The sequence below is a fragment of the Psychrobacter sp. PAMC 21119 genome, from assembly GCF_000247495.1.
Lineage (GTDB): Bacteria > Pseudomonadota > Gammaproteobacteria > Pseudomonadales > Moraxellaceae > Psychrobacter > Psychrobacter glaciei.
Genome location: NZ_AHVZ01000022.1, coordinates 89,227 through 115,870, shown reverse-complemented (window position 1 = coordinate 115,870; position 26,644 = coordinate 89,227). Strand labels below are relative to the sequence as shown.

Below are 26,644 nucleotides of genomic sequence, written 5' to 3'. Positions count from 1 at the left end.
ACCTATCGCTGACAAAATCTCTTACAATAAACTGTGCTTAATGAGCTCAGTTATCTGTTAATTTAGGTATGATATAGGAGCAATCTGTCTTTACGGATATGTCTTCTCATAATCATGGATTTTCTAACATTATATAAATGGATAAGGTATGCAGCGAAAAGCAATTATGATTGGCGCGACAGGATTGGTGGGGGAACACCTTGTCAAACAATTGAGTGAGCTTTACGACACGTTGATTGTGATTGCACGGCATCCGCCACGCTACATCAATGCCAGTATGCGCTTTTATCAGGTCAATGACTTCGACAATCTAAGCGAAATATTTGTCAGTGTGGGTGTTGACCGAACGACAGATGCCTTTAGTTGCCTCGGCACCACAAAAAAGCAGGCTGGCAGTGACGAAGCGTTTCGAAAAGTCGATCATGATTATAATATGAACTTTGCCAAACTATGCCGCGATAAAGGCGTTGAAAATTTCTTTTTATTGTCTTCAATGAACGCTGATATCGACAGTCGGTTTTTGTACAATCGAGTAAAGGCTGAAACTGAGCAGTCAATTAGCGCATTGGATTTTGCGCAGCTAGTGATTTTTCGCCCGTCATTGTTACTTGGCAAACACAAGGGACGTCCGCTTGAAAGTCTTGGTCAAAAAGCCTTTAAACTTATCTCGCCGTTATTGTCAGAGTCTTTATCATTGCATCCCATTTCTGCCAAACGCGTCGCTAGTGCAATGGCGATGAGCGCCAATGATATTTATCAGCGTAGTAAATACCGTACGGAACCGCTAATTAAGCATACTGATATTATCGAAAATAAGCAGATGCTGGCGATGACCAGAGTGAAAAAATAGCCTAAGTAGTATATCAAAAAAAGTTAAAATCAATCATAAGTAGTTAGGGAGCCTGATCATGTCAGACACGATGCCAGAATCAACCACGATGAATAAAGAGAACTTTGTGACCTGTGATTTATTGGATGCCAATCCTGAGTCGCAGGTATGTTTGCCTAGTATCGAAGGCAAGTCGTTTCATCGTTTTGGTGGCAAAGACAGATTTTGCGGTGAAATCGTGACGGTGAAATGCTTTGAAGACAATAGCCGTGTAAAGTCATTACTGAACAGCGATGGCAAAGACAAAGATGGTAATGGCAAAGTATTGGTGGTCGACGGTGGTGGTTCAATGCGTTGCGCGCTGTTAGGTGACATGATTGCGCAGTCAGCAATTGATAATGGCTGGGCAGGGGTCATGGTGTACGGCTGTGTTCGTGATGTCGATGATATGGCAGCAATGGACATCGGGGTCATGGCGCTTGGTTGTATCCCGCGCAAGTCAAATCGCCGCGATGAAGGCCAGACGGACATTGAAATTAGCTTTGGTGATTTGACGCTAAATTCTGGCATGTTTGTCTACGCAGACAATAACGGCATTATCGCTAGCGACAAGCCATTAATTTAAAAACAGCTTATAATTTAAAAACAGCTTAATGAATATAACTCAAAAACCTCAGCTTAACCGTTGAGGTTTTTACATTTAATCATCCTGTCTTTATGTACGAATATGATTTTTATCAACTATTTAGCTGTTGGTTTTTTAATAAAAATGCTAAGTGACAAACCGTTACGGCATAAATTTTGGTAATTGCTGAAATATTCGTATAATAGCTTTCTGACTCTTAACATTGATCCTATCCTTTATGCCTATCACTGCTTTGACTGACGCCTTTGACCCGATTAACCAGCAGTTGTTTCCTATCCAGAATGCCCAGCGGCGTTGGCTGGCTCCTGTGCATGGGGCCGTCAGCAGTTTATGGTTGGCAAGTCTGGTACAAACACCGCTATGGAATGTTGCTGACCGTTTGAAGGTTGTGGTAACCCGTGACCAAAACCAGCTCAATCAGATAGAGACGGAATTGGCATTTTGCGGGGTTGATGCTTATGTGTTCCCCGATTGGGAGACGTTGACTTATGATGAGCTGTCCCCGCATCAAGATATTGTCAGTGAGCGTATCAATCTATTAACCGATATGCCAACGACAGGGGTGCTGCTCATCTCGGTTCAAGCCTTGATGCATCGGGTCGCCCCGCCAAGTTGGCTGATTGGGCAGCATTTTGATTTGAGTGTGGGTGATCGATTTGATATCAACACTCAACGTGGCCTATTGGCAAAGGCAGGTTACCGTGCGGTTGAGAATGTCTTTGAGCCGGGCGAATTTGCGGTACGTGGTAGCATCATTGATATCTTTGCGATGGGTCAGCCATTTCCGCTACGTTTAGATCTGTTTGACGATGAAATCGAGACCATTCGCTTCTTTAATCCGCAGACCCAGCGGACGTTGACCGTCGACGACCTAAAAACCATGATGAGCGGCAATGATAGTAGCATGGGAAAAGAGTCACTATCGCTACTGCATAAACTGCCAGATATCTCAAAGCCTATCCAGCAATTTCAAATCCTACCGGCGAAAGAGTTTCCGCTCGATGAAGGGCGTGAGACTTTCCGCACTAACTTTGCTGCCATGTTCCCTAGTGCCAGTAGTCGTAAGTTTGAGCTGCATAAAGATGTGATGGCAGGTATCGCCAGTAGCGGATTAGAATACTACCAACCATTATTTTTTGATTTAAAGGATTGGGAGGCGGAGAGTAGCTTATTTGCCTATTTACCAAGCGATGCCTTATTTATAACAGATGAGCTAATTAACGAAAAGCAAGCAGATTACTGGTCACAGATTCAGCGCCGTTATGAAGAACGTCGTCATGATATTGATAAGCCTATCGTCGCCCCTGAGCTATTGTATTTATTATCAAATACTTTAAACGAGCACCTTAATCATTATCCACGCGTGATTCTCAGTGCCCGTAATGAATTGGCTACCATGACCGATGTCGCTGCGATTGACAGCGATGATTCACGGTTAGAGGTTGAACAACAATCAGATTTACAGCCACAACTGCCGCTTGCGGCAAATAAACAGCAAGGCTTGGTGACGTTAAGCGCGCTAGAGCCACCGCAATTATCAGTGAATCATCAAAAAGCTGAACCTCTCACAGAGTTATTAGAATTTTTAGCGCTACAAGCGCAAACGGCGACACCAGTATTAATCGTTGCCGAAACAGCAGGTCGCCGTGAGATTCTCATTGAGCTGTTTAAAGGTAAAATAGACATCAATGCTTATGATAGCTTTGAGGCGTTTTTAGCCGCCGATAAAACTACTGGGCTCAATGCTAAAAATCTGCCGCAGGTTGGTCTCACGGTTGCACCCATTGAACGCGGGGTATATGTCCCTGAGCGTTTGGTATTGATTAGTGAGACACAATTATTTGGTCGGCAAGTACTGCAAACGCGTCGCCGTCGTCAAAGCGGTGTGTCAGAAGAGTTTTTGGTTAAGAGTGTCACCGAGATAACCGAAGGCAGCCCTGTGGTGCATATCGAGCACGGTATCGGTCGCTATAATGGTCTGATTACACTAGATGTGGGTGATGGCGAGCAAGAGTTTATTCATTTGAAATACGCTGATGATGCCAGTATTTATGTGCCAGTCGCCAATCTACAAATGATCAGCCGTTATAGTGGCGGTGATCCTGCACTTGCGCCATTGCATAAAATCGGTAGCGGCAAATGGGACAAAGCCAAGCAAAAAGCTTTGGAGCAAATTCATGATGTCGCTGCTGAACTGCTCAATATGCAAGCAAGGCGTGAAGCCAAAGTCGGTATTCATTTTAAAATCGACTCATCACAGTATGAGCTGTTTGCCAGTCAATTTGCTTTTGAAGAAACACCCGATCAAGCCAATGCTATCCATGCCGTTATGGAAGACATGAGGCAAAACCAACCAATGGATCGCCTTATCTGCGGTGATGTGGGTTTTGGTAAAACTGAAGTCGCTATGCGCGCTGCGTTCATTGCGGTTAGTGCTGGCTATCAAGTAGCGGTATTGGTACCGACGACTTTGCTGGCAGGTCAGCATGAAGACAATTTTCGCGATCGTTTTGCTGATTGGCCGGTACGAGTCGAAACGCTGTCGCGTTTTGGCGGTAAAAAGCATCAAGATACGGTATTGGCTGACTTGACGGCTGGTAAAGTTGATATTGTTATCGGTACGCATAAATTATTACAGCCCGATGTGAAGTTTTCTAATTTGGGCCTGATGATTGTCGATGAAGAGCATCGCTTCGGTGTGCGTCATAAGGAGCGTATCAAGGCGATTCAGACCGATGTAGATAGTATGTCGATGACAGCGACACCAATCCCTAGAACGCTTAATATGGCGCTCTCCGGTATGCGTGATATGTCGATTATTGCTACGCCACCTGCTCGTCGTCTGGCGATTAAAACCTTTGTCATGCAAAAAACAGAAGCATTAATGAAAGAGGCTATCTTGCGCGAGTTACTGCGTGGAGGACAGGTGTATTTGCTTCATAACGATGTTTCCAGTATCGAGCGTATGGCTGAGACCATTCGCGAGCTAGTACCAGAGGCGCGAGTAGGGGTCGCTCATGGTCAAATGCAAGAGCGCCAACTTGAACAAGTAATGCAGCAGTATTATCATAAAAAATTCAACGTCCTGATATGCTCGACTATTATTGAAACCGGTATTGATGTGCCGAATGCCAATACCATTATCATTGAGCGCGCTGACAAGTTTGGCTTGGCGCAATTGCATCAGCTGCGTGGTCGTGTAGGTCGTAGCCATCATCAAGCGTATTGTTACTTACTTGTGCCGTCTATTAAGGGTCTCAAAGGTGATGCCAAGCGACGCTTACATGCCATTGAACGCGCCAATACGCTGGGTGCAGGTTTTATGCTGGCAAGTGAAGATTTAGAGATTCGCGGGGCTGGTGAGATACTTGGTAAGCAGCAAAGCGGCAATATGCAAGCGATTGGCTTCAGTTTATATATGGACATGCTGGAGCGCGCGACAAAAGCGATTAAAGCGGGTAAAGAGCCCGATTTGAGTACGCCATTGTCACTGACCAGCGAGATTAATCTGCATAGCTCGGCATTGATACCAGAAGAGTATTTACACGATGTGCATCAGCGTTTATTGTTTTATAAACGTATCAGTAATGCCGATGATAAAGAAGCGCTCACTGATATCCGTACCGAAATGATTGACCGTTTTGGCATATTACCCGATCAAACCAAGCAGCTTTTTGCCATTCACGGACTGCGTATACAAGCCGAACCACTAAAGATCAATAAAATTGATGCCAATAGTAATAGTATGACGTTGGAATTTGCGCCTGATACACCCGTTGATGCGTTAGCGATTATTAAATTGATTCAGAGCAACGGGCAGCGCTATCGTATGAATGGTGCTTCTGGTATTCGTTACCAAGATGCCGATAAACTGGCAACACCGCAGCAGCGCGTCACTGTGATCCAAGAGCTATTACGCTACTTTAGTGAGCATATGGTGACAGAGCCTGTTTAGCTTTGTTCTAAGCAACGGCTTAGCAGGTACAGGCGTCAACTATGCTACGCCAAACGAACATTCCAAGGCAATCAGTCATGGTGCTATTTTATCAACTGGATAACTGATAAAATAGCGACATTCTATATTTAGCCTATTATCTTTATACAGTCGATTCAATATAAAAGTCATCCCAGCTGGATGCTTTATTTGTCGTATCTTTTTCATATTGAACTGGCTATAACCCATTAAGTTTTTAATTCATTTCCTTTTATTCAAGCGTCATAACAAGAGAACCGTCATTATGTTCCAACTTCATCATAAACTTGCTGCTGATAGTTTCTTAGTGGGGGATTTCCCTTTATCGACTTGTCGTCTAATTAATGATTGCCAGTTTCCTTGGTTGATATTGGTGCCACGAGTATCAGGCATCAAAGAGTTATATGAGCTGTCTGAGGCAGACCAAGTGCAGTTTTTACGTGAGTCGAGCTGGTTATCAAGCCAACTGGCCAAGACCTTTCAAGCCGACAAAATGAACGTGGCAGCACTGGGCAATCAAGTACCGCAGCTACATTTCCATCATATCGTTCGCTATCAGAACGACATGCAATGGCCAAATCCAGTATGGGGTGTCCCTGCTATACCGTATACCAAAGAAGTATTGGCGCAGATGCAACAGACGCTAATGATGGCGTTACGTGGTCATCATCAAATGCCGTTTGATTGGCAAATGCAGTAAAACTTAAATGGCGCCTCAAAAAGTATACTGAGGGATCAAACGAAAGGGGTTAGATCGCCTAATGCGGTTTGAGTCAGAGTCGGGGTGTGCTGTTGGTGATTGTGTTGTCCAGATTGCGCGTGGGTTTGAGCTTGAGTGGAGAGTAATAAATATAAAAAACCACCCAAAGGTGGTTTAGAACGAAATATTAAAAACTACCCTTTTTCACCATCAAACTGCCAAATGACTTCACCCCATTGGTTATTAGGGTAATCCGGCATGATGTCGTCTTGCTTAAAGTAAGCACGACTATCAGATTTTGCTTGCGTGAACCAGTAGCCTGATTTAGGGCAGGGCTGACCAGCTAGGCAGCGGCCTTTCGCTTGACTGGTGATTTCGGGTTTATTAGGCTTGGTTTTATTTTCGTAGTAGGGCGTCATGTCTTCTCCAGCCTCTTGACGCTTAATAAACTCTTCATAAGTTATTTTGTAAGGGTCGATAGAGACAAACTCACTAGTATCTATGCCTGTTTCTTTAAGTACTAGTGGTAAAGTATAGTCAGGTTGGTTTTGCTGAATCTTCAATCCCATTTTGATGGCTTTAGTCTCGAAAAAAAGTCTAGCTTCAGGAAGTCCACCATAAAGCTTACTATATTCTTTAGTCAAAGATTCATCATAGTTATTAGGGATTATTTGTTTTATTAATTCCAACTCATCGAAAACATCTAAGCTAATCAGGTAATGACGGTTGCCTGTTTCAGGGTCACTTTGCCTATTTATTCTAATATTCATAAATACATCTGTAGCATGTCGCAGTTGCCATATTTGTAAATCACTGAGCTGCATCCATTGCTCAAAGTTCAAAGGGTAGGTGTAATCAAGATTAAAGTCACTTCCACCTTCTTTTGTGGCAAATGTAAAGCTGTCTTTAGGGCTTAAACGAGGTTCACTTAAACTTTTAGCATAAGTCCAACCTTTATCTTGTAGCTGTTTAAAGAAAGACATCATTTTTTATAAGCGTTTTCGTCTGATATACCGCTTACTTTATGGTTGAATAAAAAGCCAAGATTGATTTTTGAGAGTTTGTAATTTGCTTGTTTGTCATCGTCGTAAGCCAAGACTGACATAACACCGTCAATACTTAACTCACCATTAGGATATTTAATAATGACAGTAGGCTCTTTATATCTTGGAAAGTCGTAACCTTGGAAAGTAACGCCCATAGGCTGAGCGTCCGCTTCTTGAAAAGCTTTATACTCAGGGTTTGTGTCGTATAACTCTTTAGCAGTCATGTTTAAGGCAATTTTTAGTGGTTTATCAGGCATAGTGCTCTCTTTTTCTGCTTGGCAAGCAGTAGCTAAGAAAAGAAAGCTAAAGCAGATTAGAGTAATGAAAATTTTTTTAAACATAATATCAAACATGCCTTGATTGCTGGAATAATAGAATTTTATATTTTTATCCTTCTTCACTATCAAACTGCTACATGACTGGCGTAGCTATTTTGGTATGACTTGCCTCATTCTAAGGTTTAGATTTAGGGTTATATAAAGACAAATCTGTTCTATTATCAAACTCACATGATGTCAAATCCACCATCGCATATTTTGATTGTTTTTGTTGAACAATGCATCCTTTGTATTTGGTAATCTTAGGGCTACTTATGAGCTGTTGAAAAAATATTTCCGGGTTATCTGCCCCGCTTATATTTAACATTTTATATACGGCATCTTTATGGGTGTTATTAAACGGTTCATGTGGTTGATAGTTACCTCTTAAGTTAGACATCTTGACAAAATATTTATTATTCACTTTATCCAACGAGTAATCTAAGATAGTGTCATCATAATACTGAATGACACTAAAAAAACCATATGCAGTCTCCTCAAATTGTCTGTTCTTTATTTGTTTTCTATTTTGGTTTTTGTTAAAGAAATCTCTAATCTTTTTTACGTTTTCGTCAGGTAGGAAAAATGGTTCATGAGCTTGTTTTGCCGGTGTTCTGGTAATAAGCGGAGCCCAGTCTGTTGTATTGAAATCCTCTTGGATCTGGGGTTCCATATTAGAGGATAATACGCTCTCAGCGCTGCTCTTTTCATCCAGTTGTACAGTCGATTTGACTGCTTTACCTGAATCGAGAGTGAGTGAGTCAGAAGAGGTGGCGTCACAGGCAGCAAATAATGCAGTAATTACTAGAGTAAGTGCGAGCTTTATTGTTTTCATATAGACCTCTTATAGCTTGTATATACTGGGATCTTTTTGCATTAGATACCACTGATACCTTGCAAATGAAATACGTGAATTTGGATTATCGTTTCCAGTACCAAGTTGCCAAGTATAATCCATCACTTTATCACTAAACCCTTGATAGAATTTATATTGGTTAGCAAAGCTAGGCTCAAATATGTGGGGTACTCCCAGGCTATGGGCTATTTCATGAACTAAAGTCTCATAATTGCTTAGACCTGATTTGAAAATTAAAACAACGTTGCCAAATGAAAATTTCCCAGTAGAATAATCTGGAGGTGCTCGACCATTTAATCCTGTTATATCAAAATCTAATAAAAAAATGTAAGTTTTTTTATGCCCTTTTTGATTAATGGATAAAGTATTACCACTCTTATCTTTATGTTTTCCCAGCCCATATTTATCATATGCAGTAATAATTCCATCACTTGCTGATTTAGGAGTATGACTATTTGTCTTTGCATGCTTTATATAAGACTCTATATCAGTGTTGGTATCAAATTTGTTCAAATCGAATGGCTCTTCAGTTTTAATCTCTGCTCTTATGAGTGCTTGGTTGAATGATTTGTATTTCAAATACCATTCTATAGATTCTGAGGCCTTTTTGTTTATACCTGTAGATGTTTTAGTAGGCACCAATACTAAATCGGCTTTGTATGTCTGGCTATTTTTATGAACCATCAACTCTCCTACTAAGTCTTTCGAGTTAGCAGAAATAGCGTAAACAGTGATACTTTCATGCTTGCTAAGTGGCTGGTTTTTTACTCCCTTAATCAATATCGCTCTTTTGAGAATATAATCCTTCCGAGCTTTCTTATTAGCCCTATCAACTACGGTAGTTTTATGTCCTCGACTGATAAAGTCTTTAATTGACATACTTGAAGGCGAAACAGTAAGCTTACTTGGGTTTGAAGATACAAACTCTAGCTTCGTATATTTACTGGCTGATAGTTTAGAGGTGTCTCCAATTAGTTGTTGAAGCTCAATATCTAGTTTTACTCCATCTTTATGCATGGATGAGCCGCCTCTATAAACACTGTTAGTGGTATAAGGAAAGATAGCCAACCATGCAGGTAAGTAATTGTATTTATGTAAAAATGGTGAGTACATAGCATTTTTGAGGTAAATATCTTTAAAATTAGAAAGATTACCTCTAAATAATGCTTTGTGAGTACGTTTACCTGTTGTGGGTTCTGTTACCTCTTCTATTGGATATCTGTCAGCATCTCGCGGATAGTCAAAGCCATAACGTCCAGCCATGTCGGTTGGCTGTCTAAAATGAACCGTAAACTCACGACGGCTGATCCTAAGAACTTTAAAAGGATCAGAAGGACCAGTATTACCATTAGATTTTTGACTCATTATTCTGCACCTTTTAATTCATCATCCTGCCAACCAAGCTCTAGATGAACCTCAATCTCATCTTCGCTATTAGAGTGAAAGCGCTCTGACCATCCGTCTTCATTAGTGACACCTTTGAACTCTTCGCCCGTCTGTTTATTAATAGCAGTGTAAGACGTATTAATATAAGGCTCATCATCGTCATCCAAAAACTGATACGCCAAACTATAAACACCATCCATCAGCGTCTTTTTCTCAGGAATTATGCTAGGCAACACTGCCAATCCCAGCCCATCTTTACCACCCCCAGCCTTACTATGCTTACCCGCCTTCTCCGTAAATGATTTTGCACTGATGGTAATATCACCGCCATCCAGAGTGATATTCGCACCCCCAGCCGTCAGCGTGATCTTATTCGTTGCGACTATTTCAACGGCTTTAGTTGAGGAGGCGATGTTTACATCTTGCTTTGCGGTGGCTTCAAGCTTGCCTGTATGTGCAGACAGAGTAATATTGTCCTTGCTATTTGTCATACTAAACTGACCATCGGCTACTATATTGAGTGATTCGCTACTGACTTGGTTATGACTATCGGCACTACTGATCATCATATCTTGCTGCGTGGTATTAATCATCTCGCCCATAGTTCTGTGAATCAGGGTATCAGTACCGACATAGCTTGTATCTGCTGCGCTATCGATCAACGCGAATGGCATTGTTTGATGGGTCTTGGTTTGCTGTTCTTCTGCGATAGTCTCAAGTTGCGATTTAATCGCTTTATGATCATTCACTTGTCTACCAAGCCCGGTTGCCAGTTGCGTTAAGCGTTCCGCTAAGTGCTGACCACCTAATGCAGTTTGGGTCAAAGTCGGGGTATGCTGCTGATAGTTATGCTGTCCAGATTGTGCGTGGGTTTGCGGTTGAGTGGATAGGACGAGTGCTTCACCTGATTTTATGTTGATTTGGGCATTAGTGGCCGCATTGATGCCTTGACGCGTGGCGGTATCTGATGGATTGATAATGCCCATTTTTAGACTGGCGGATATCCCAGCACTGTCTACTTTTAGCTGAGAGTACGCTTTTTCTGTGCGATGGTCAGTCACCCATTCAGATAGGCCGTTGCCCGTGTTGCGATAGCCGCTTTCAACCGCTTGTTCGTTATCCGTAGCAAATAGGCTAGGGCGACTCGATGATAGCAGGCTACCGGTATTAATCAGATGCTCGCTATCCCCGATAGACTGCATCAGGGTTTGGTCGTCCGCTCGATGGGTGAAGTGTGTGCCATAGTTAGCGCCAGCTTGTGCCTCAAGGCGATTGATAGGTTGGGCTGGACTATCCAGTAAGTAGCTTTTGGTCGGGGTTATATGATTGCGACTGTCTGTATCGCTTTGACTGTCAGTAATTCCTGTCATCGGCGGTAGAGCCTGTCTGCTGTATAGAGGACCGACCCATGGGGTAGCAGCAGTAATCAGTCTGAGCTGAGTGAGATGACTGCCAGCTTCTAGGGTTGAGGCATGGCGCTGATGATGGCGGCGGCTTATGGTGAGTCCAGTCACATGTGCCAGACTATTACGTGCCAAATGAACGATATGGGTAGCACGGTAGTGTTGATTGAGCGCACTGTGATCGACAAGTATAAAAGTATCAGCAACACACAAATCTGTAGCATGGGCGAGGGCGTGATAGACGCTATATCTGCTTTGATGACTGTTAGCGACTATGCTTGCCTCATCTATGGTTTCGGTATCGGTTACTGGTGCAAAGGCGGCTGGGCTGTCTAAAGTGAGTGAATGGCTACTCGTTTGATTATTTTCTTTATCCCCATTATTGCTCATCGCAATATCGGCTGACTGGGTTGGGTGTGCGACACTTGCTGCATTGAAGCGCTGCAGCGTTACTGAGTTTGGTTGGGTGATGACCTGCTCACTGATGGCCAAGACAGGCGCATGGACACGGTCGTGTAATATTTGTTGATAGCGTAATGCGCCAATATTTAGGCTGACGCCATCGCTATCGCTGGGATGAGCGGAGGTGATAATGAGCTTTGGCGGGCTGTGATCGTCCGTTTGCTCATGGCGCAGATAAGCGGTTAGCCCTTGACGCGCGAGCCGCTCACAAATATGCGACCAGTGACTCATTTGCCACTGAGTCATACGAGCGGGTATCCAGTTCGTATCATTTTCACCGTTACTGCTGTCATCGACCACGTCCACATCTAGTGTGCTGAGGCGCTCTGAGACCATAGTGAGAACAGATAAGTTGGTGTCTATTTGACTATGTAAGTGCTGATGCAAGTGATAGGTAATCGGCTGTGCCAGCAGACGGTAATAGCCATAACTGCCATCATGATCCAATTGACGAATGGCTGTGATATAGAGATGACGATAGGTCAATCCGCTCGGAGTATCAAAGCTCAAGGTTAATGCACTACCGATTAAAGCCGTTAACGGTGTGAAAGGGGGATGATGGCGCTCATGGATATAGACGTGTAATAGATAGGTATCAATACCGTGCTGCTCGTGCTGGTGACAGCCGTTCGGGTTTAGCTGAGCGATGATGTGTGCTTCCTCATGAGCATGAGTCAGTTTCTGTAGCCACGCTCGGTGAGCAGCAATATCTTGTCGAGCACTTGCGTAAGGGGCTTGGCTATTGCCTTCAATCGCATACAGCCTATCAGGGTGCATCGGAAGCACGGTGTTGGTCAAGCGTAACATAGGGGTAGTCCCTCTTGTGTCAGAGACGGCATCATAAGCATCAGTGCTTGGCTGCCATAATCAACGTATATAGCAGCGTTATTCACCAAGGGTAAATTCGATCCGGCGGTTACGAGTACGTCCTTCTTCATTGTCATTACTCGCGATAGGATCAGCGTCACCTTTACCAGCGGTACTTAGACGGGCCGCATCAATGTTACGACCGATGAGGTACTGCTTAACTGCTTCGGCACGCTTGTTAGATAAGACCAGATTGGCACTTGGGTTGCCCACATTATCAGTATGTCCAATGATGGTCACTGGCTTATCGCCAACTCGCTGTAACACCCCTGCCATATCGTCTAGAATACCCAGCCCCATTGAGGTCAATTTCGCGCTGCCGGATTCAAACTCGACAATACGGTTGCCCAAGGTGTCATCGATAAGTCGCTGCTCACCTTCTACGACGACCAATTGATTTTCTAATTGGTAAAGATCGGTGAGACGCGTGTGTATCCGGTTTTGGATGGCTTGCTTTTGCTCAATGCTGCTCACCTTGCCATGCAAGCTAATGGTAGTCCCATGAATATCAATACGACCCTGACGGATATTGGAGATATCACTGTCGATAATAGCCGTCGCTACCTGTTGCCAGTTGGTCGGTATGCTAATGTTAGAACGCACTTCGATCTCATCTCTGACGGGCTTGTTAGGGTATTGCGCCTTTAGCTTTTCAAGGAGTTGCTGCTTATCCGAGCTGGTAGCCACGACACCTTTAATGACCACAGGCACATTTTCAGGACTATTGTTAATATGAGCATCATTATGAGCCGCAAACACCGCAGCACTCATAGACAAAGTAACAGCAGCGAATAATAAGCTTTTTTTACGACGTGTTAATTTAGGTATTGTGGTTGAGACTTGGGCTAACATAAAAATACCTTTTTTAATCTTACTGTTATTGAGAGCATGCTTGTTAACGATCAATTATCGAATAGCTACTGTGCCAAGAAAGTTTTTTTAAACAGTTGTCTAGTATCGTACAGATAAAGGTCATCTTGCAACAATATTTTGTTAAACCGAGTCAAGCCGATATCTTCATCGATATAGCTTTGTGTCCAGTCACTATGAGCAATGATTACCCAATCATCGGGATGACTGTCCTCACTACTTGCCAGCTGGCTAAGCATGCGACCGTCCGGCTTGGTAAAGCTCAATAGGAGGCGGTAGCAGCTCGAAACTCGGTACAGATACGTATTCAGATAGAGCTGGTGTGGCTGATAAAAACTGCTAATAAGATCATGCCAAAAAGTCGCTATATGTATGGCGTTTTCTCTATCGGAGGTCAGGGTCCAGTATATAGCTTTATTCAGACCGCTAAAGCCTTTGCTATAAGTCGGTAAGAATAACAAGCCTGTGGCTATGATTTGTTGTATCAGTTGTGATTTACTGATGTTCATCAATATCGCGATATCGTGCAATGTGGTGGTATTGATAAAATCGTAATAGTGGGTACTGGCGTTTTTATTAACGGTAAGCTGACCGTTGTTCAAACCCGCCATAACCTCAGCGCTATCGGTTTTAGATTTAGCCACGCTTAGGACTTCATAAGTCTCATTCCACAGCGTTAACGACTTAACGGGCAGATAGTTCATCCAGCTTTTTGGTTTATCGAGATGAAGCACACCAAAACCGATAAGCGGATAGTTTCTATGGCTACCGTCATGACTAGGAAGCAGGACGCCAGTAATAATCTCGTTAGATACCGTATCTACGTGACTAAAGTTCAAAAAAGCAATGTTGTTCGTCGGTGGGCTGTCTATCAACGAGTCACTCGCATCACTGAATAAGTTTTCTGATATCGCCAAGGCTTGACTGACCCATTGATCAATTGCATTGGTCTCAGCGATATGAGCGCGCGCCCTGATAAAATCTCCACGAGCTGGCAATTTGCCAAAATAAACTAAGGGTAGTGATTCAGGAGTCATGGCGTTGGCTCCTGCGGCGCAGAGGTAGCCGTAGTTGGAGACGAGGCGGTTCGTGTGCCATTGCCACTATTGTCCTCAGTGTTCTGAGCGTTACTCGTGGTAGCACTGGTGTTGACACCTGTATTGGCGTCTGTACTAGGAGTCAAGTTCAACACGCCTGCTACTGAAGGGGCTGTGCTCGTTTGCTCAGTATTTTGCCCTGTTGCTTCACTGGTATTAGTACCGTTAGGGCTGTCAGCCGCTGTACTGTTATCCGCAATGGGCTTTGCCGTACGTGTGACCCCAAGGGCAATCACCTCGTTAGGGAGTTTCATACCAGTAAAGGGGTTGTTAGAGCGCCCTTGACTGGCTGTGCTACTGCTACCACTGATGATTCTAAAACGTACCGGAATAGTGATGCCATCACCTGACCATGCCATCTCAAAGATATTGTCGCCAAGCTCAGTGCGGCGGGCGCTATTAATCAGTCTTTCAACGCCAAAGCTACCAGCTTCCTCAAATATGGTGTAATCCTTGCCATCGTAGTTTTTGGCTCTGATGCTGGCTCCTGGTTGGCTACTTGGATTCGGCCATACAAACGTCGTCCATGCTTGCGTACCCATACGATAACGCAGCTGCTGCCCATCAACGACGATCGTATATTCGGTCAAACCGCTAACCGGTAAAGGCATGATTTGGAATGTGGTTTGATTAGCCGTCGCACTGCCACCACTCGCACCTGACGTGCTCCCAGCATTGCCACCGGTATAGTTGACAAAATATCTGCCAAAATCAGCGACGAACTTAGGATTCAGACCTAAGCCTGCACCATTCCAAATTTTACTGGAGATTTGATCGCCTCGGCGGATGATAAAAGGCGATAAGGTTTCGTTGACGAACTTGGCAACATAGCCATCTTCCCCGAAGAATTGTCCAATCTCAGCAGGGGTTGCCTCCAAGTTAGCATTGGCGGTAAATGGATATTTATTGCCCAAGTTATCCAAAAAGGGCTTGTATACTTGTGCTTGCCAGACTTTATTAATCTCAGCCTTAGTCGGGGTGAGGAGCATCGTAAATGAGCGAGTCAGTGGCTCGCTTAATAATGGACGTACCAGCTGTTTTATTTCAGAGTTGGCTTGGCTAAGTATTTGCTCATCTAATATCTGCAAGGACTTGGTCATCTCTGAGCCTTCAGTGCTGAGCGTTTGCGAAGCAAATAACAAGGCATCAGGACCGATGTCATCACTACGGGCTATGTTATTGAACCGCGTTCTAATATCTCCTAAGCTTGCCAAATAGTTGTCCAATAGCGATAAGTCTTGATTGTCCTCTCTTGGGGTGACTAGGTTGTGTATTGAGGAGAACTCCTGCGCTACCATGCCGGTGCTGGCAGGGACGGCCGCTGCCTCATTAGTACTGTTATTACTGCCATTATTCATCGCCGCTTCTGCTTGACGAAGCTCAGCTGGGCTTTGACGCAGGATCGTTTGCTTGAACCAATTGACAAATGAGCGCCGAGAGTTGGAGCCATTCGCTGCGGGTTGGTTTGCGGCTTTATTGTCCCACTGGGTCTGACGATCTACCGTCTCAAATAGTGTTTTTAGCGGTGATTCGGTGGCGTTAGACAGCTGATTTAATAAGAGCGCATGATCGTCGAAGCCTTTACTATCACGGATGTAGACCTGTGATAAAAAGCGCTTCCACTCAATGATGTACTCTTGTTTGTAGCGATTGACCAGATATTGACGTATTTGTTCAGGGCTGCCTGTCAGTGTCAAATCATCTTTGCTACTGGTCGCAAGTACCCAATCGTCGGCAACCACTCTATTGGTAGCAGCTCTATCAATCTCATCACTCACGAACGATTCCCATGCTTGCTTGGTAAAGGTACCGGAGATCACATAGCTGCCTAGCAGTACTTCATTGGCACTGTCTTGAGTAATTTGCGCGACAGTCACCGATGGAAAGCGAGCAGAGGAGCGCATTTTAATCTCAGAATAGACACGCTCACGGGCAGGCTGGCCTTTACTGGCTTTAGACAGCGTCGTACGGGTTTTATCCACCAGTCCCAAGTCATTTTGAATCAATGGAAAGGCGGGGTCGTCGACATGAGCAAGCGTAAAGCTTAAGATGCGCTCAGCCTGACGAATCATCTTGTCACGCGGCATATCAGCACGGTTGGACTCAAGCCAAGTGCGCCAAAAACGTGTCATCTGATCACTCAAATGGCTGGTTTCTAAGTGCTCATGATTGCCCAGCATCAGATAAGCTTTCAGCGCATTATAAGCATCCTCTACATCGGTAGGGTCAGATTGTATATAAGCGTCGTTACTCACGGTTTCAGATTCGACTGCTGAGGTTGCTGCCTCCTGCACTTTTAGATCTGCCGCATTCGTATTGACGTCGGTCAGAAACCTTTCAATGTTCTGTTTGGTAGGCGCTAACACGATAATGCCTATACCATTATAGTATTCAGATAGCAGTTTTTCCTTGAGCTTATCTCCTTGATATAACCCGAAGCTCAGCGACAACGGACGATCCTCGTCGTAGCCTTCGAGTTGCTCTATTCGGCTTTGCAGGATAGTAAGCGACTCAAGTTGCGACTGCAAATCACCATTAGCATTTTTTTGCATCAGCGCGACTTGCTGTAAGTCAGCCTCTACGCGTTCAGTCAATTGCTTGTTATTGGCATAAGACCAAGTCCATAAACCAACCGCTGTACATAGCACCACCACAGAGGCGAGGGTGGCTAGCGCGCGATGGCTACGCTTGTTGCGGTTTTTATGTTGTTTGACCAAATGCTTATCTTTTAAGATGACTTTAGAAAATAAATCATGCAAGAAGTAAGGCTTGTCAGCAGCTTCTTGCTGAGCACTTAAAGGCACTGCTGGCGGTTGCAAGTCGTAATTTTGCACCATCTGCAAGGTCATTTGACTGCTGACTTGCCCTTCTTGTAAGGCACTGGTGAAGTAAAATCCGCGTAGTATGGGCTTAAACTGAAAAGGGTTGTCTTCGAATAAGGCGTGCATCAGCGTTCTAATCATCGGACGTAATGATTGGAATTCCATGGGAAAAGTCATCAGACTCGGAGACACCGTACGTTGGTGACGCAGAGACAACTTAGTAGTGCTAAGATCTTTTAGACCGTTGACCAGCACGCCAAAATGCTCTTCAAACACATCGCTGATATTGATGCTATCAGGGTCTTCGGGGTAGGGAATCGTCGCGCCCCATACTTGCCCGCGCTCTTCTTGCTCGTAATCATTAAAAAAGTCACGGAAGCCTGATACCAAATCCATTTTTGTGAATACGACATAAACAGGGGCATAAACTTCTAATTGCTCTGTTAAGTCTTGCACACGGCTACGCAGGTTTTTAGCCAAGTCTAGCGCGTAACTGGGATCATTTTTGGTAAGCTCAGCGATACTAACGGCGATAATAATACCGTTGATCGGCGCTTTAGGGCGGTTCTTCTTCAATAGGTTTAAAAATGACAGCCATTCTGAGCGGTCATCTTCGTAGGCAGAGTAGCGTCCTGCGGTATCGAGTAGTATGCCTTCGGTAGAAAAAAACCAATCACAGTTACGAGTACCGCCGACACCTTGTACCGACAGCTTGTTGGTTTTTTCCATAAACGGGAATTTTAGCCCAGAGTGAAGTACCGCCGAGCTTTTACCCGCTGCCGGGTTACCAATGACCATATACCATGGCAACTCGTACAATGCAGCTTTGCCAGTTTGATCGCCAATTTTTGACTTACGTATGGTCTTAATGGCGTCTTGCATTTGCTGACGTAAGGCTTGTACTTCTTGTGCATTCTCGTCTTTAGCGGCACTATTATTGACACTATTAGCGCCTTCATCGTTATTGTCTTCTACTAAATCTGCGAGCTCAGCGGCTGCCTTTTTACGCTTTTTCCACCAGTAGTAGCCAAACCATCCCAGCAGCAGACAGGTTATGGAGACACCGATAATGACGAAGAAGGTTTGTAGCGCGACATAATCATAGAGTAAGACCAGAGCGACTATGATAGCTAAGACCAATAACACTCTTGGATTGTAGATGAGATGAAAAAACCTTGAGAACATGCCTGCTACCTAATGTGATCTTAAAATAATAGAGAGTCATCATTTCATCATAAACAATGACTGATATAAGCGATAAAACGAGCAATATTAACTGAACTAAAAGTGGCTAAAGTGTTTGGTTAGACTCTGCAAGCCACAACACACAGCAATGCTTATGTTGGGTAATAAGGAGTTTAATATCAGGCTCCTGTGGCTGGTTTTTGGCGGCGCTGACCAACAGTGCGAGACTTAAAAAAGGCTGTAACCATGAGTTCAGAGGCATATAATGCCCTAAATGATGGTCATTTACTAGCGCCCCTTGCGCTATAAATTCATCGATAAATGTCATAAGTAGGGATAAGTCGTAAGGTTGTGTTGCTGGATTAATGTCTGACAAGAGGGTGATGCTATTTTCGCTTAACGCATCTGTCATTGTTGTTTTATTGTCAATGGCCTGCGCTGACTTTTTTTCTTCTGCCTTGGTTTTATCGTCATGGCGATCTAATAGAGCAAATGAATTATCCAGTAACAGCTGTTTTATCGTTTTTAAATTTGCTAAATAATGCTGGCGAGTATGGCTATAAGCCTGCTTCGGCACCTCAGCGGCCATACTACTGGCGTCATTGGGTAGCGCCTCGCCAATTTCAGTCATGGAAAAACGGATCTTGTGATCTAGATCGAGAAGGTCTTTGGCGGCTTTGTTATAAAAAATCAGCAATACACCGGCTTCGGTAGGCAAGAGATTGGAGGCGTTGTCTGCATATAAATTTGTTTCAAGCCATTGCTCATTAATCTGCGAGTCGACGGTGATAAAAAGACAAATCTCGGGGGTCGCAGCTTTGGTTAGGGTAATAAGCTGCTCATGAATGAATTGCAGCGGCTGATAGGACTCGCTATCAGCCCCGTCATGGCTATTATGAGAAGAATTGGTATGACGAGCATTTTTATTAGGAAGATTTGGGTCTTCATCAGCGATGATGGTCTGAATAGTGAGTAGCTGCTCGGGAATGCCATAGGTTGCCAATTGCTGTTTTAGCCTTTCAACCAGATAATTAGCGTCAGCCAGCTCAGGAATAGACAAATAAACAGACAGCGTAGACAATGAGGTAACGGGGAGGTTGGTATCTGCAGAAGGGTCTTCCTGTGCGCTTGCGATATAGTGTTGCTGCCATTCTGGGTGGATACTGAGAGCGGAATCTGGCTCATGGTTATTTTGTTGCATAATGCGCTCGAAATGCTGAGCCAGTACACTTAGTGCATCATCACTTGCGGTAAGTTGATTATCAATCAATGCCCATAGACGCACTGTTAGCTCATTTAGGCTTTCAGCCGCATCTTCAGGATATGCCTCGTTATCTAGCTCATCATCATGAGCGTAGAGCGCTGCTTGTTCGGTGATGACACCCTCAATCGGCTTGGTTAATATTGGTAAGCCGTCAAAGTCTGATAGCGCCTCACTCAATACCGTGAGATCGTCATCATTATCTATGATCTCAGACCAACTAGTCCCTTCGGGCAGACAGATGCTGCTATCTATAAACATTTGATAGGAATCGATAGGTGTTGTCTTTATTTTTTTGCTTAATTTCTGAGTTGGCGCTAGTTTTTCTGCTTCTGATTTTTTTTGTCGCCATCTGATAAACATGATAAAGCCAAACAAAGTTATTGGAATAATCACAAACCATAAGAGAAGTCTTGCAGAGGTAAGTTGCAGCGTATTATCTTTAAAGTACATCCAAACCAATAACAGATAAATGACTAAAAAAAGTGCAAGAGCATAGCGCCCGTAAGTTATTAGCTTTTTTACGCCCACTTGCCATACCCCTTATCTACATAATTTTATTAGAGGTAGTTTATGGTATTTGAAGATTTCTCGCTACCATGTATCATTACTTTGCTTGGTTAAATAGCTTAGAATGGTTTTTCTTCTCGATTTTTGCTCATCGCCATGCTATATCGCTAGTCAATATAGCCAGTTAATAAAAAATACAATTAAGTTGGGTTTTTTATAAAAAAACATTCCATCTGTCTATATAATAGCCAGCTACGACATGCTGATGGCTGAACATTAGTATTTTCCAATACTTTGCCCGCTGTTTTTCTTTATGCCTCACTGTGCCATTATTTTCCCTATGATTTATTTGGTCGTTATCCTTTTTACGCTTGTCTCCATTACAGTGATTATCATGCTTTTTGATCGTCAGCTGTATGAGCGACTGTTTAATAAGGTGAGCACTGCTTGGCAAGGCATCTCAGCGATCAAATTTCGAAGCCCCACGCTCAAGCTGCCAGTTGTGCCACGTATCTCGTATCACAGCATTCCTATCGTTCCTGCTTTATCTGTCTTAGCCATTCTTACGACGACAGCAGGGTGTTATTTTCTGATTACGCATAACTCTCTTGAGGTTTATCATGCTCAAGATGACTCATTGAATATCGCCAATTCGCAAATCAGTCAACTACTGGTCGGGGAGCGTTTACGACCGCCACCTGAGCCGCCCGCCGAGCTTTTCGCTGAGCTAGAAGCAGAGATTGCTAGCTATCAAGCCACGCAAACCGACGAGGGCTATTGGCCAGAGGTGGTGACAGACGCGTCACCAGTACAAAGGCCTATAATGCTCCCTGAACCTGACCTGTCTGATTTAAATACCCAAGATCATAGTACGGGCTACTCGGGTGATATTTTGGCATCGCATATCAGCAATGGGCACATTAACATCAGAAATGCTGACCGTAATTGGAATAAGATGAACTCTGAGTTTGTCCAACGGCTGTTGACTGTCTATAAGGTGATGAGTGATCAGTATGGTTATGACATGGTGCTGTTAGAGGGCTATCGTAGTCCGGGAAGGCAAGCACGCTTACTCAAAAAAGGCCCAAATGTCACCAAGGCAGGATCTTATAAGAGCTATCATCAGTTTGGTCTAGCAGGTGATAGCGCCTTTATTAGAAATGGTAAAATTGTGATTACTGAAAAGGATCCATGGGCGATGCAGGGCTACAAGTTATATGGTAAAGTAGCAAAATCGGCTGGACTAGTGTGGGGTGGAGACTGGCGTATGATGGATTTGGGCCATGTTGAGCTGCGCAAAAAAGGCGTGCTTGGTCGCCCGCAAATGGCAGAGATTTTGACCAGTCAATAACGACAATAACAAAGCAAAATACAGAAATAATATGGACAAATGTATGAAATTATCTATAGCGGCAGTGGCTCTTGGTTGGGTATTAACGACCACGCTATCAGGATGTAGCCTCAGTGGTGCTAGTAAGTCTGATAGTACTGCGTCTGTACTGGCAGGCAAGTCAGGCAACAATAACGAAGCCTCCGTCATCGATAGCATGAAAGACGTTATTAGCCATAAAAGCACGGCAATGAATGAAGATTTGCAAAGTCTAAAAGCGCAACTAGAGCAGCAGCAACAACGGCTTGAGTCAATGAATGACGAGCAAAAAGCATTACAAGAACAGCTAAAACGTCAAAGTATTACTCTACAAATTCTGCCTGCGGCTAATGCCAATGCTGGACGTGCCAAACAAGGCACCGCGAGCACGGCTTATATTGGATTTTTAGAAGAAGAGAATCAATTCGCTGAGGTAGAGGAGCGGGCTGCTAAAGAAGTTAGCGTCATTCCCAATCGTGCCACGAGTCTTAAGCTAAGTATTCCACAGGATGCACAGTTTATTGCCATCAAGGTTGGACTGAGACATACGCAAAAACGCTCGCAGGTATTGATACCACTTGATAGTATCGATTTTGACCAAGCACTGGTTTTAAATGTTGGCGCTTGTGATATCAATATCAAAGAAGGCGTCAATCCAGAGTTAGTGCCTGACTTTACCACCAAACTTAAATATTATCAGCAACCGCTGGTTAGCTGCTTGTAGGAGATAGCCTTGAGTAAACATAGAGTATTATGGGGAGAGGGACTGTTTTTAAGACCCCAGCATTTTCAGATTCAAGACAGCTATCATAACTCGCAACGTGCACTAAGTATGACACTGATGCACCCTTATGCTTATGGCATAGCAGACGTGCAAATTGATAAGCAATTACTAGAGAGCAATTTATTAAGCTTCCAAAGCATCTACGGTGTGCTGCCAGACGGTACTATCTATCAAGCGCCACGTATCGATGCGCTGCCAAAGCCCATTACGCTTGATGCTCACAGTAACGACGATGAGATATTTGTGTTTTTGAGCCTTGAGATTGTTCATAGTGGCGGTAGCAATATACAGACAGAACAAAGCGATAACCCAGCACGCTATGTGAGAAATACGGTCGAGGCACAAGACCTGTACAGTCAAGCTGCCGAAGCGATGATCGATGTTATTCAACTGTCACCAAGCTTGCAGCTGAGCCATTCTGCTCAAGCGCCCAGTCAAGATACCGTCTCTTTACTAGTTGCTAAGTTGCTACGTACCACCCAAGGTGTCTACCAAGTGGACGAGGATTATATTGTACCTAGCGTCCATATCACCAGTAATCCTGCATTGGTCAACCAAGTCTATCGCTTGATGACGATGATTAATACCAAGTCCACCTCTCTCTATGACCATCATCGTCAATCCAACAATGATTTGCTAGAGTTTCGCTCATCAGACATTGCGTCTTTTTGGCTTTTGCATACGCTGAATACCGCATACTCTCAGCTCAGCCATTTATACAATAATGCCAAGCTACATCCAGAACGGCTTTATGAGGCGCTATTGAATGTTGCCAGTCAATTGGCGACCTTTAGCTCATTATATAAAGTAGGTGATTTGCCGTCTTATCAGCATGACAATGCCAATGAGTCTTTTATTAATATCATTCTGATCATTCGTGAGCTTCTTAATACGGTGATTGCTAGCAACTTTATCTCTATTCCTTTGCGTCAAAATAAACCGTCTTACTACACAGGGGAGCTGAGCAGTGACAAGATTACTCGCAGCTCACAGCTGTATCTGTCTGTTAGTTCATCGCTACCGATGCATGAGCTCATTGATATCGTGCCAAGACGCTTCAAAGTGGCAACGCCAGACGCGGTAGAGAAGCGGGTACTATCAGCACTACCGGGGTCACCAGTCTCGCATGTCACCCAAGTACCTAGTGCGATACCGGTAAGACCAGGCTTTAGCTATTTCACTATTGAACCAGTCGGTGAGCTGTATGATGAGATGATTAAGTCTGAGTCTATCTGTATTTATGTACCTAACGGCTTTGATGACTTAAAAATAGAGCTGATGGCCATCGTACAGTAGCGTTGTGTATTACTCGTATCAAATAGCATTTTTAACTAATAAGTATTAGGAACCATCATGTCAGTAAACAATTCAATGGGTTCTGCGCCTTCATTGCTAGATTCAGGCGAGGTGGCATCAAAAGTATCAGCGAATGGCCTTGATAGACGCATCAACAGCCAGTCGCTGGTTGATATTATGTATGACGGCTTTTACTTGGTTTTTTTATTGCGTAATCATTATTTTAGTACCGAACCGCGTAAGTTCCGTCAAAAAATATACGAGTTTTTAGATAAGTTCGAAATGAATGCTCGTAAAAAAGGCTTTTTGTCAGAAGATATTCACGAAGCCAAGTATGCTTATTGTGCGCTGATTGATGAGACAATCATGACGTCGCAAGAGCTAGAGTTTCAAACGTTAAAGGACGCTTGGGAGCTAAACCCTTTACAGTTAGATTTGTTTGGTTCGCAAATCGCTGGCAATGAGTTCTTTGAGCGCTTAGATGGTCTGCGTGAACAAGGGGAGAGGCGTCTGCCAGCGTTAGAAGTCTATCATTATGCGATGTTGCTTGGCTTTCAAGGAAAGTATCGTTTGGAGGCGCCAGAAAAGATTCGCTATCTTATCTCGCGTTTGGGTGATGAGATTGAGCATTTGCGTGGTAATAAAAATGAGTTTTCGCCATTTTGGGCGATTCCTGATCAGATTAAGCACACACTGACCAGTGAAACACCGCTATGGATCATCGTTGCCGTAATGGCAGTGCTATTGACCGCGATATTTACAACCATGTGGTATCTGACCAATAGCTTCACGGATCATCAACTCTCAGCTTATGATAACGTCATCCAAGAAAATAAAGAACAAGCGCATATTTCAATTTTCTTGCCGTAACTGCTTGTATTTACCGATAATAATGTAAAATACGGCCGTTAGTTTAGCACTGACGGTCGTTTTCATGAGTCAGTAGTAAAATATTTTTAGGATATAGTTGAATTCAAATAATTTCGATACAAGGAAACCGAGTGCAAGTTATACATTAGTATGCTTAACGAGGATGACGATGTAGCGGATTTATATGTATTTGACTATAGTTAAAATATCCTAAAAACGCGACGGTATTGCTTATATCAATTTTTTGTAGCCTCCTGTCTGCGCAGGCACAGCAAGCAAGAAAAATTGATATAAGCAGTGCGTGATGTATCGATATTACCTTCCAATGACTATACCATCTAAAACATAAAGCAATAAATAACACCCATAAAAAAACCCCATCAAAGTGATGAGGGTCTTGGCAAATGCCATAATCGAATCAAAGATGACTCAAAAAATTTACTACTAAAATATGGCTCTCCAACCTGGGCTCGAACCAGGGACACACGGATTAACAGTCCGTTGCTCTACCAACTGAGCTATTGGAGAATAAGCTGTAAGTGTTTAATGGCTTACAACGAGCTTAGAAAGTCTCTAACGAGTTCTTGCTAAGTGGGGCGTATTCTAGCAAAGATAAAAAATACGTCAAGCTTTTTTTGCATAATTAACAACATTAATGATTTTTAATAGGATAATGAAGGCTTTTAAGACGTTTTTCATTACCGATAGTTGTTAAAACCACAGTAAAAAAGACGCCCACATATCATTTATGTGAGCGTCTTTTTTATTTACATATTTCTAATGCTTATTACTGTTTATAGTAGATTAAATATAATCGTTATTCAGCAACGTCTAAATCAGCAACTGCTTTTTCGATACGCGATAAGGCATCTTTTAGCGTCGCTTCATCAGTGGCGTAAGAGATACGCATATAACCACCCAGACCGAAGGCATCGCCAGGAACGACCGCAACGCCAACTTTCTCTAACAACCATGCTGAAAACTCAGTACATGACGATAGGCCAGCGGCTTTGATGAGTGGTTTGATGTCAGGATAGACATAAAATGCGCCATCAGGACGTAGGCAAGTAATGCCTTTAATGGCGTTTAGACCATCAACGACCAAATCACAACGCTTTTCAAATGCCGCGACCATAGGCTCTAGTACGCTTTGATCACCACTGATAGCAGCTTCGGCGGCGACTTGACTGATAGAGGTCGGGCATGAGGTTGATTGCGATTGTACTTTTTTCATTGCACCAATCAGCTTAGCAGGGCCACCAGCATAGCCGATACGCCAGCCAGTCATCGCATATGCTTTTGACACGCCATTTAGAATAATCGCGCGGTCTTTAAGCTCAGGCGCAGCATTCAAGATATTGTAGAACTTATCACCCGTCCAGCGAATGTGCTCGTACATGTCGTCAGAGGCCACATAGACTTGTGGGTGCTTTTTCAGCACTTCAGCGATGGCTTTTAGCTCATCTAGCGTATAAATCATGCCCGTTGGGTTAGAAGGGCTGTTCAATACCAGCATTTTGGTTTTGTCAGTGATAGCAGCTTCTAATTGCTCTGGGGTAATTTTGAAGTCCTGCTCAGCTGGGCATTTAACAATAACTGGCACGCCTTCTGCGATGATGACCATGTCAGGATAGCTGACCCAGTACGGTGCTGGAATGATCACTTCATCACCAGGATTGATAAAAGCTTGGGCAAGGTTAAAGAAGGATTGCTTACCACCGACCGATACCAAGATTTCGTTTGGCTCATAACTGATGTCGTTATCACGCTTAAACTTTTCAATGATGGCTTTTTTGAGCTCTGGGGTGCCATCGACAGCAGTGTACTTGGTGAAGCCGTCATTGATGGCATCGATTGCTGCTTTTTTGACATGTTCTGGTGTATCAAAATCAGGTTCGCCAGCACCTAGACCAATAATGTCTTTGCCTGAGGCTTTTAGCTCTTTGGCTTTGTTGGTGATTGCTAAGGTAGGGGATGGTTTGATGTTGTTGACACGGTCAGACAATTGCAATTCGCTCATGAGAGCTCCTTTTTGTATGGGAATGGGTTGGTGAAAATCTGCTGGTAATTATATAACGTTTTAAGCGTTATCAGG

At 43.6% G+C, this 26,644-nt stretch carries 18 protein-coding genes and 1 tRNA gene; 8 read left to right on the top strand and 11 right to left on the bottom strand.

Features of this window, described 5'->3' with window-relative positions:
• The first annotated feature begins 148 nt into the window (after positions 1-148).
• From RH96_RS09100 to RH96_RS09085, 4 genes are all read left to right on the top strand, one after another.
• Positions 149-850, top strand: a complete 702-nt coding sequence (locus tag RH96_RS09100; RefSeq protein WP_010200095.1) for an NAD-dependent epimerase/dehydratase family protein — start codon at positions 149-151, stop codon at positions 848-850.
• 88 nt (positions 851-938) lie between these two features.
• Positions 939-1,454: a ribonuclease E activity regulator RraA gene (gene rraA / locus RH96_RS09095; protein WP_026037251.1), complete on the top strand. Its 516-nt coding sequence runs from the start codon at positions 939-941 to the stop codon at positions 1,452-1,454.
• Between the two features lie 238 nt (positions 1,455-1,692).
• Positions 1,693-5,430, top strand: coding sequence for a transcription-repair coupling factor (gene mfd, locus RH96_RS09090; RefSeq protein WP_010200091.1), 3,738 nt, complete (start codon positions 1,693-1,695; stop codon positions 5,428-5,430).
• A 283-nt stretch (positions 5,431-5,713) separates the two neighbouring features.
• On the top strand, positions 5,714-6,148 hold the full coding sequence (locus RH96_RS09085; RefSeq protein ID WP_010200089.1) for an HIT domain-containing protein: 435 nt from the start codon (positions 5,714-5,716) through the stop codon (positions 6,146-6,148).
• A gap of 194 nt (positions 6,149-6,342) precedes the next feature.
• Here the strand turns inward: RH96_RS09085 and RH96_RS09080 are convergent, their stop codons facing one another.
• The 9 genes from RH96_RS09080 to RH96_RS09040 all read right to left on the bottom strand — a co-directional run bounded on the left by RH96_RS09080 (position 6,343) and on the right by RH96_RS09040 (position 20,083).
• Positions 6,343-7,134 (bottom strand): hypothetical protein, encoded by a 792-nt coding sequence (locus RH96_RS09080; protein WP_010200088.1) that lies wholly within the window; start codon positions 7,132-7,134, stop codon positions 6,343-6,345.
• A complete protein-coding gene (locus RH96_RS09075; protein WP_141629726.1) occupies positions 7,131-7,595 on the bottom strand; it encodes a hypothetical protein in 465 nt (154 codons plus the stop codon). Before RH96_RS09075 ends, RH96_RS09080 begins: the two co-directional genes overlap by 4 nt.
• Before the next feature lie 52 nt (positions 7,596-7,647).
• The gene (locus tag RH96_RS09070) at positions 7,648-8,346 is read right to left on the bottom strand and encodes a hypothetical protein (RefSeq protein WP_010200077.1); all 699 of its coding nucleotides are present in this window, start codon (positions 8,344-8,346) and stop codon (positions 7,648-7,650) included.
• 9 nt (positions 8,347-8,355) lie between these two features.
• The gene (locus RH96_RS09065) at positions 8,356-9,732 is read right to left on the bottom strand and encodes a hypothetical protein (RefSeq protein ID WP_010200075.1); all 1,377 of its coding nucleotides are present in this window, start codon (positions 9,730-9,732) and stop codon (positions 8,356-8,358) included.
• The gene (locus tag RH96_RS14610) at positions 9,732-12,425 is read right to left on the bottom strand and encodes a DUF2345 domain-containing protein (RefSeq protein WP_010200073.1); all 2,694 of its coding nucleotides are present in this window, start codon (positions 12,423-12,425) and stop codon (positions 9,732-9,734) included. Before RH96_RS14610 ends, RH96_RS09065 begins: the two co-directional genes overlap by 1 nt.
• Before the next feature lie 78 nt (positions 12,426-12,503).
• Positions 12,504-13,337 (bottom strand): OmpA family protein, encoded by an 834-nt coding sequence (locus RH96_RS09055; RefSeq protein ID WP_010200072.1) that lies wholly within the window; start codon positions 13,335-13,337, stop codon positions 12,504-12,506.
• A 65-nt stretch (positions 13,338-13,402) separates the two neighbouring features.
• Positions 13,403-14,392: a type VI secretion system-associated protein TagF gene (gene tagF / locus RH96_RS09050; protein WP_010200052.1), complete on the bottom strand. Its 990-nt coding sequence runs from the start codon at positions 14,390-14,392 to the stop codon at positions 13,403-13,405.
• A complete protein-coding gene (gene tssM / locus RH96_RS09045) occupies positions 14,389-18,459 on the bottom strand; it encodes a type VI secretion system membrane subunit TssM (RefSeq protein ID WP_010200051.1) in 4,071 nt (1,356 codons plus the stop codon). The genes tagF and tssM overlap by 4 nt, the downstream gene beginning before the upstream one ends.
• 106 nt (positions 18,460-18,565) lie before the next feature.
• The gene (locus RH96_RS09040) at positions 18,566-20,083 is read right to left on the bottom strand and encodes a hypothetical protein (RefSeq protein ID WP_141629725.1); all 1,518 of its coding nucleotides are present in this window, start codon (positions 20,081-20,083) and stop codon (positions 18,566-18,568) included.
• Positions 20,084-20,624: 541 nt separating this feature from the next.
• Here RH96_RS09040 and RH96_RS15145 point away from each other — a divergent pair.
• From RH96_RS15145 to icmH, 4 genes are read left to right on the top strand one after another with little or no spacing between them, the layout of a single operon-like run.
• Positions 20,625-21,581: a M15 family metallopeptidase gene (locus RH96_RS15145; RefSeq protein WP_051000732.1), complete on the top strand. Its 957-nt coding sequence runs from the start codon at positions 20,625-20,627 to the stop codon at positions 21,579-21,581.
• A gap of 43 nt (positions 21,582-21,624) precedes the next feature.
• Positions 21,625-22,323 (top strand): hypothetical protein, encoded by a 699-nt coding sequence (locus tag RH96_RS09030; RefSeq protein WP_010200047.1) that lies wholly within the window; start codon positions 21,625-21,627, stop codon positions 22,321-22,323.
• A 9-nt stretch (positions 22,324-22,332) separates the two neighbouring features.
• Complete coding sequence (gene tssK, locus RH96_RS09025; RefSeq protein WP_026037248.1) at positions 22,333-23,679, top strand: type VI secretion system baseplate subunit TssK; 1,347 nt, start codon at positions 22,333-22,335, stop codon at positions 23,677-23,679.
• 57 nt (positions 23,680-23,736) lie between these two features.
• Positions 23,737-24,549, top strand: a complete 813-nt coding sequence (icmH, locus tag RH96_RS09020) for a type IVB secretion system protein IcmH/DotU (protein WP_010200033.1) — start codon at positions 23,737-23,739, stop codon at positions 24,547-24,549.
• 452 nt (positions 24,550-25,001) lie between these two features.
• Here the strand turns inward: icmH and RH96_RS09015 are convergent.
• Both RH96_RS09015 and RH96_RS09010 read right to left on the bottom strand, forming a co-directional pair.
• Positions 25,002-25,077, bottom strand: a tRNA-Asn gene (locus tag RH96_RS09015).
• Positions 25,078-25,366: 289 nt separating this feature from the next.
• Positions 25,367-26,569 (bottom strand): pyridoxal phosphate-dependent aminotransferase, encoded by a 1,203-nt coding sequence (locus RH96_RS09010; RefSeq protein ID WP_010200026.1) that lies wholly within the window; start codon positions 26,567-26,569, stop codon positions 25,367-25,369.
• Positions 26,570-26,644: the final 75 nt, after the last annotated feature.

Coding starts and splice junctions, on each gene's coding strand:
- RH96_RS09030 (WP_010200047.1), top strand. CDS start 21,625: ATGAAATTATCTATAGCGGCAGTGGCTCTTGGTTGGGTATTAACGACC.
- tagF (WP_010200052.1), bottom strand. CDS start 14,392: ATGACTCCTGAATCACTACCCTTAGTTTATTTTGGCAAATTGCCAGCT.
- RH96_RS09065 (WP_010200075.1), bottom strand. CDS start 9,732: ATGAGTCAAAAATCTAATGGTAATACTGGTCCTTCTGATCCTTTTAAA.
- tssM (WP_010200051.1), bottom strand. CDS start 18,459: ATGTTCTCAAGGTTTTTTCATCTCATCTACAATCCAAGAGTGTTATTG.
- RH96_RS09040 (WP_141629725.1), bottom strand. CDS start 20,083: ATGTTTATCAGATGGCGACAAAAAAAATCAGAAGCAGAAAAACTAGCG.
- RH96_RS15145 (WP_051000732.1), top strand. CDS start 20,625: ATGCTTTTTGATCGTCAGCTGTATGAGCGACTGTTTAATAAGGTGAGC.
- mfd (WP_010200091.1), top strand. CDS start 1,693: ATGCCTATCACTGCTTTGACTGACGCCTTTGACCCGATTAACCAGCAG.
- RH96_RS09080 (WP_010200088.1), bottom strand. CDS start 7,134: ATGATGTCTTTCTTTAAACAGCTACAAGATAAAGGTTGGACTTATGCT.
- RH96_RS09070 (WP_010200077.1), bottom strand. CDS start 8,346: ATGAAAACAATAAAGCTCGCACTTACTCTAGTAATTACTGCATTATTT.
- icmH (WP_010200033.1), top strand. CDS start 23,737: ATGTCAGTAAACAATTCAATGGGTTCTGCGCCTTCATTGCTAGATTCA.
- RH96_RS09100 (WP_010200095.1), top strand. CDS start 149: ATGCAGCGAAAAGCAATTATGATTGGCGCGACAGGATTGGTGGGGGAA.
- rraA (WP_026037251.1), top strand. CDS start 939: ATGAATAAAGAGAACTTTGTGACCTGTGATTTATTGGATGCCAATCCT.
- RH96_RS14610 (WP_010200073.1), bottom strand. CDS start 12,425: ATGTTACGCTTGACCAACACCGTGCTTCCGATGCACCCTGATAGGCTG.
- RH96_RS09085 (WP_010200089.1), top strand. CDS start 5,714: ATGTTCCAACTTCATCATAAACTTGCTGCTGATAGTTTCTTAGTGGGG.
- RH96_RS09010 (WP_010200026.1), bottom strand. CDS start 26,569: ATGAGCGAATTGCAATTGTCTGACCGTGTCAACAACATCAAACCATCC.
- RH96_RS09055 (WP_010200072.1), bottom strand. CDS start 13,337: ATGTTAGCCCAAGTCTCAACCACAATACCTAAATTAACACGTCGTAAA.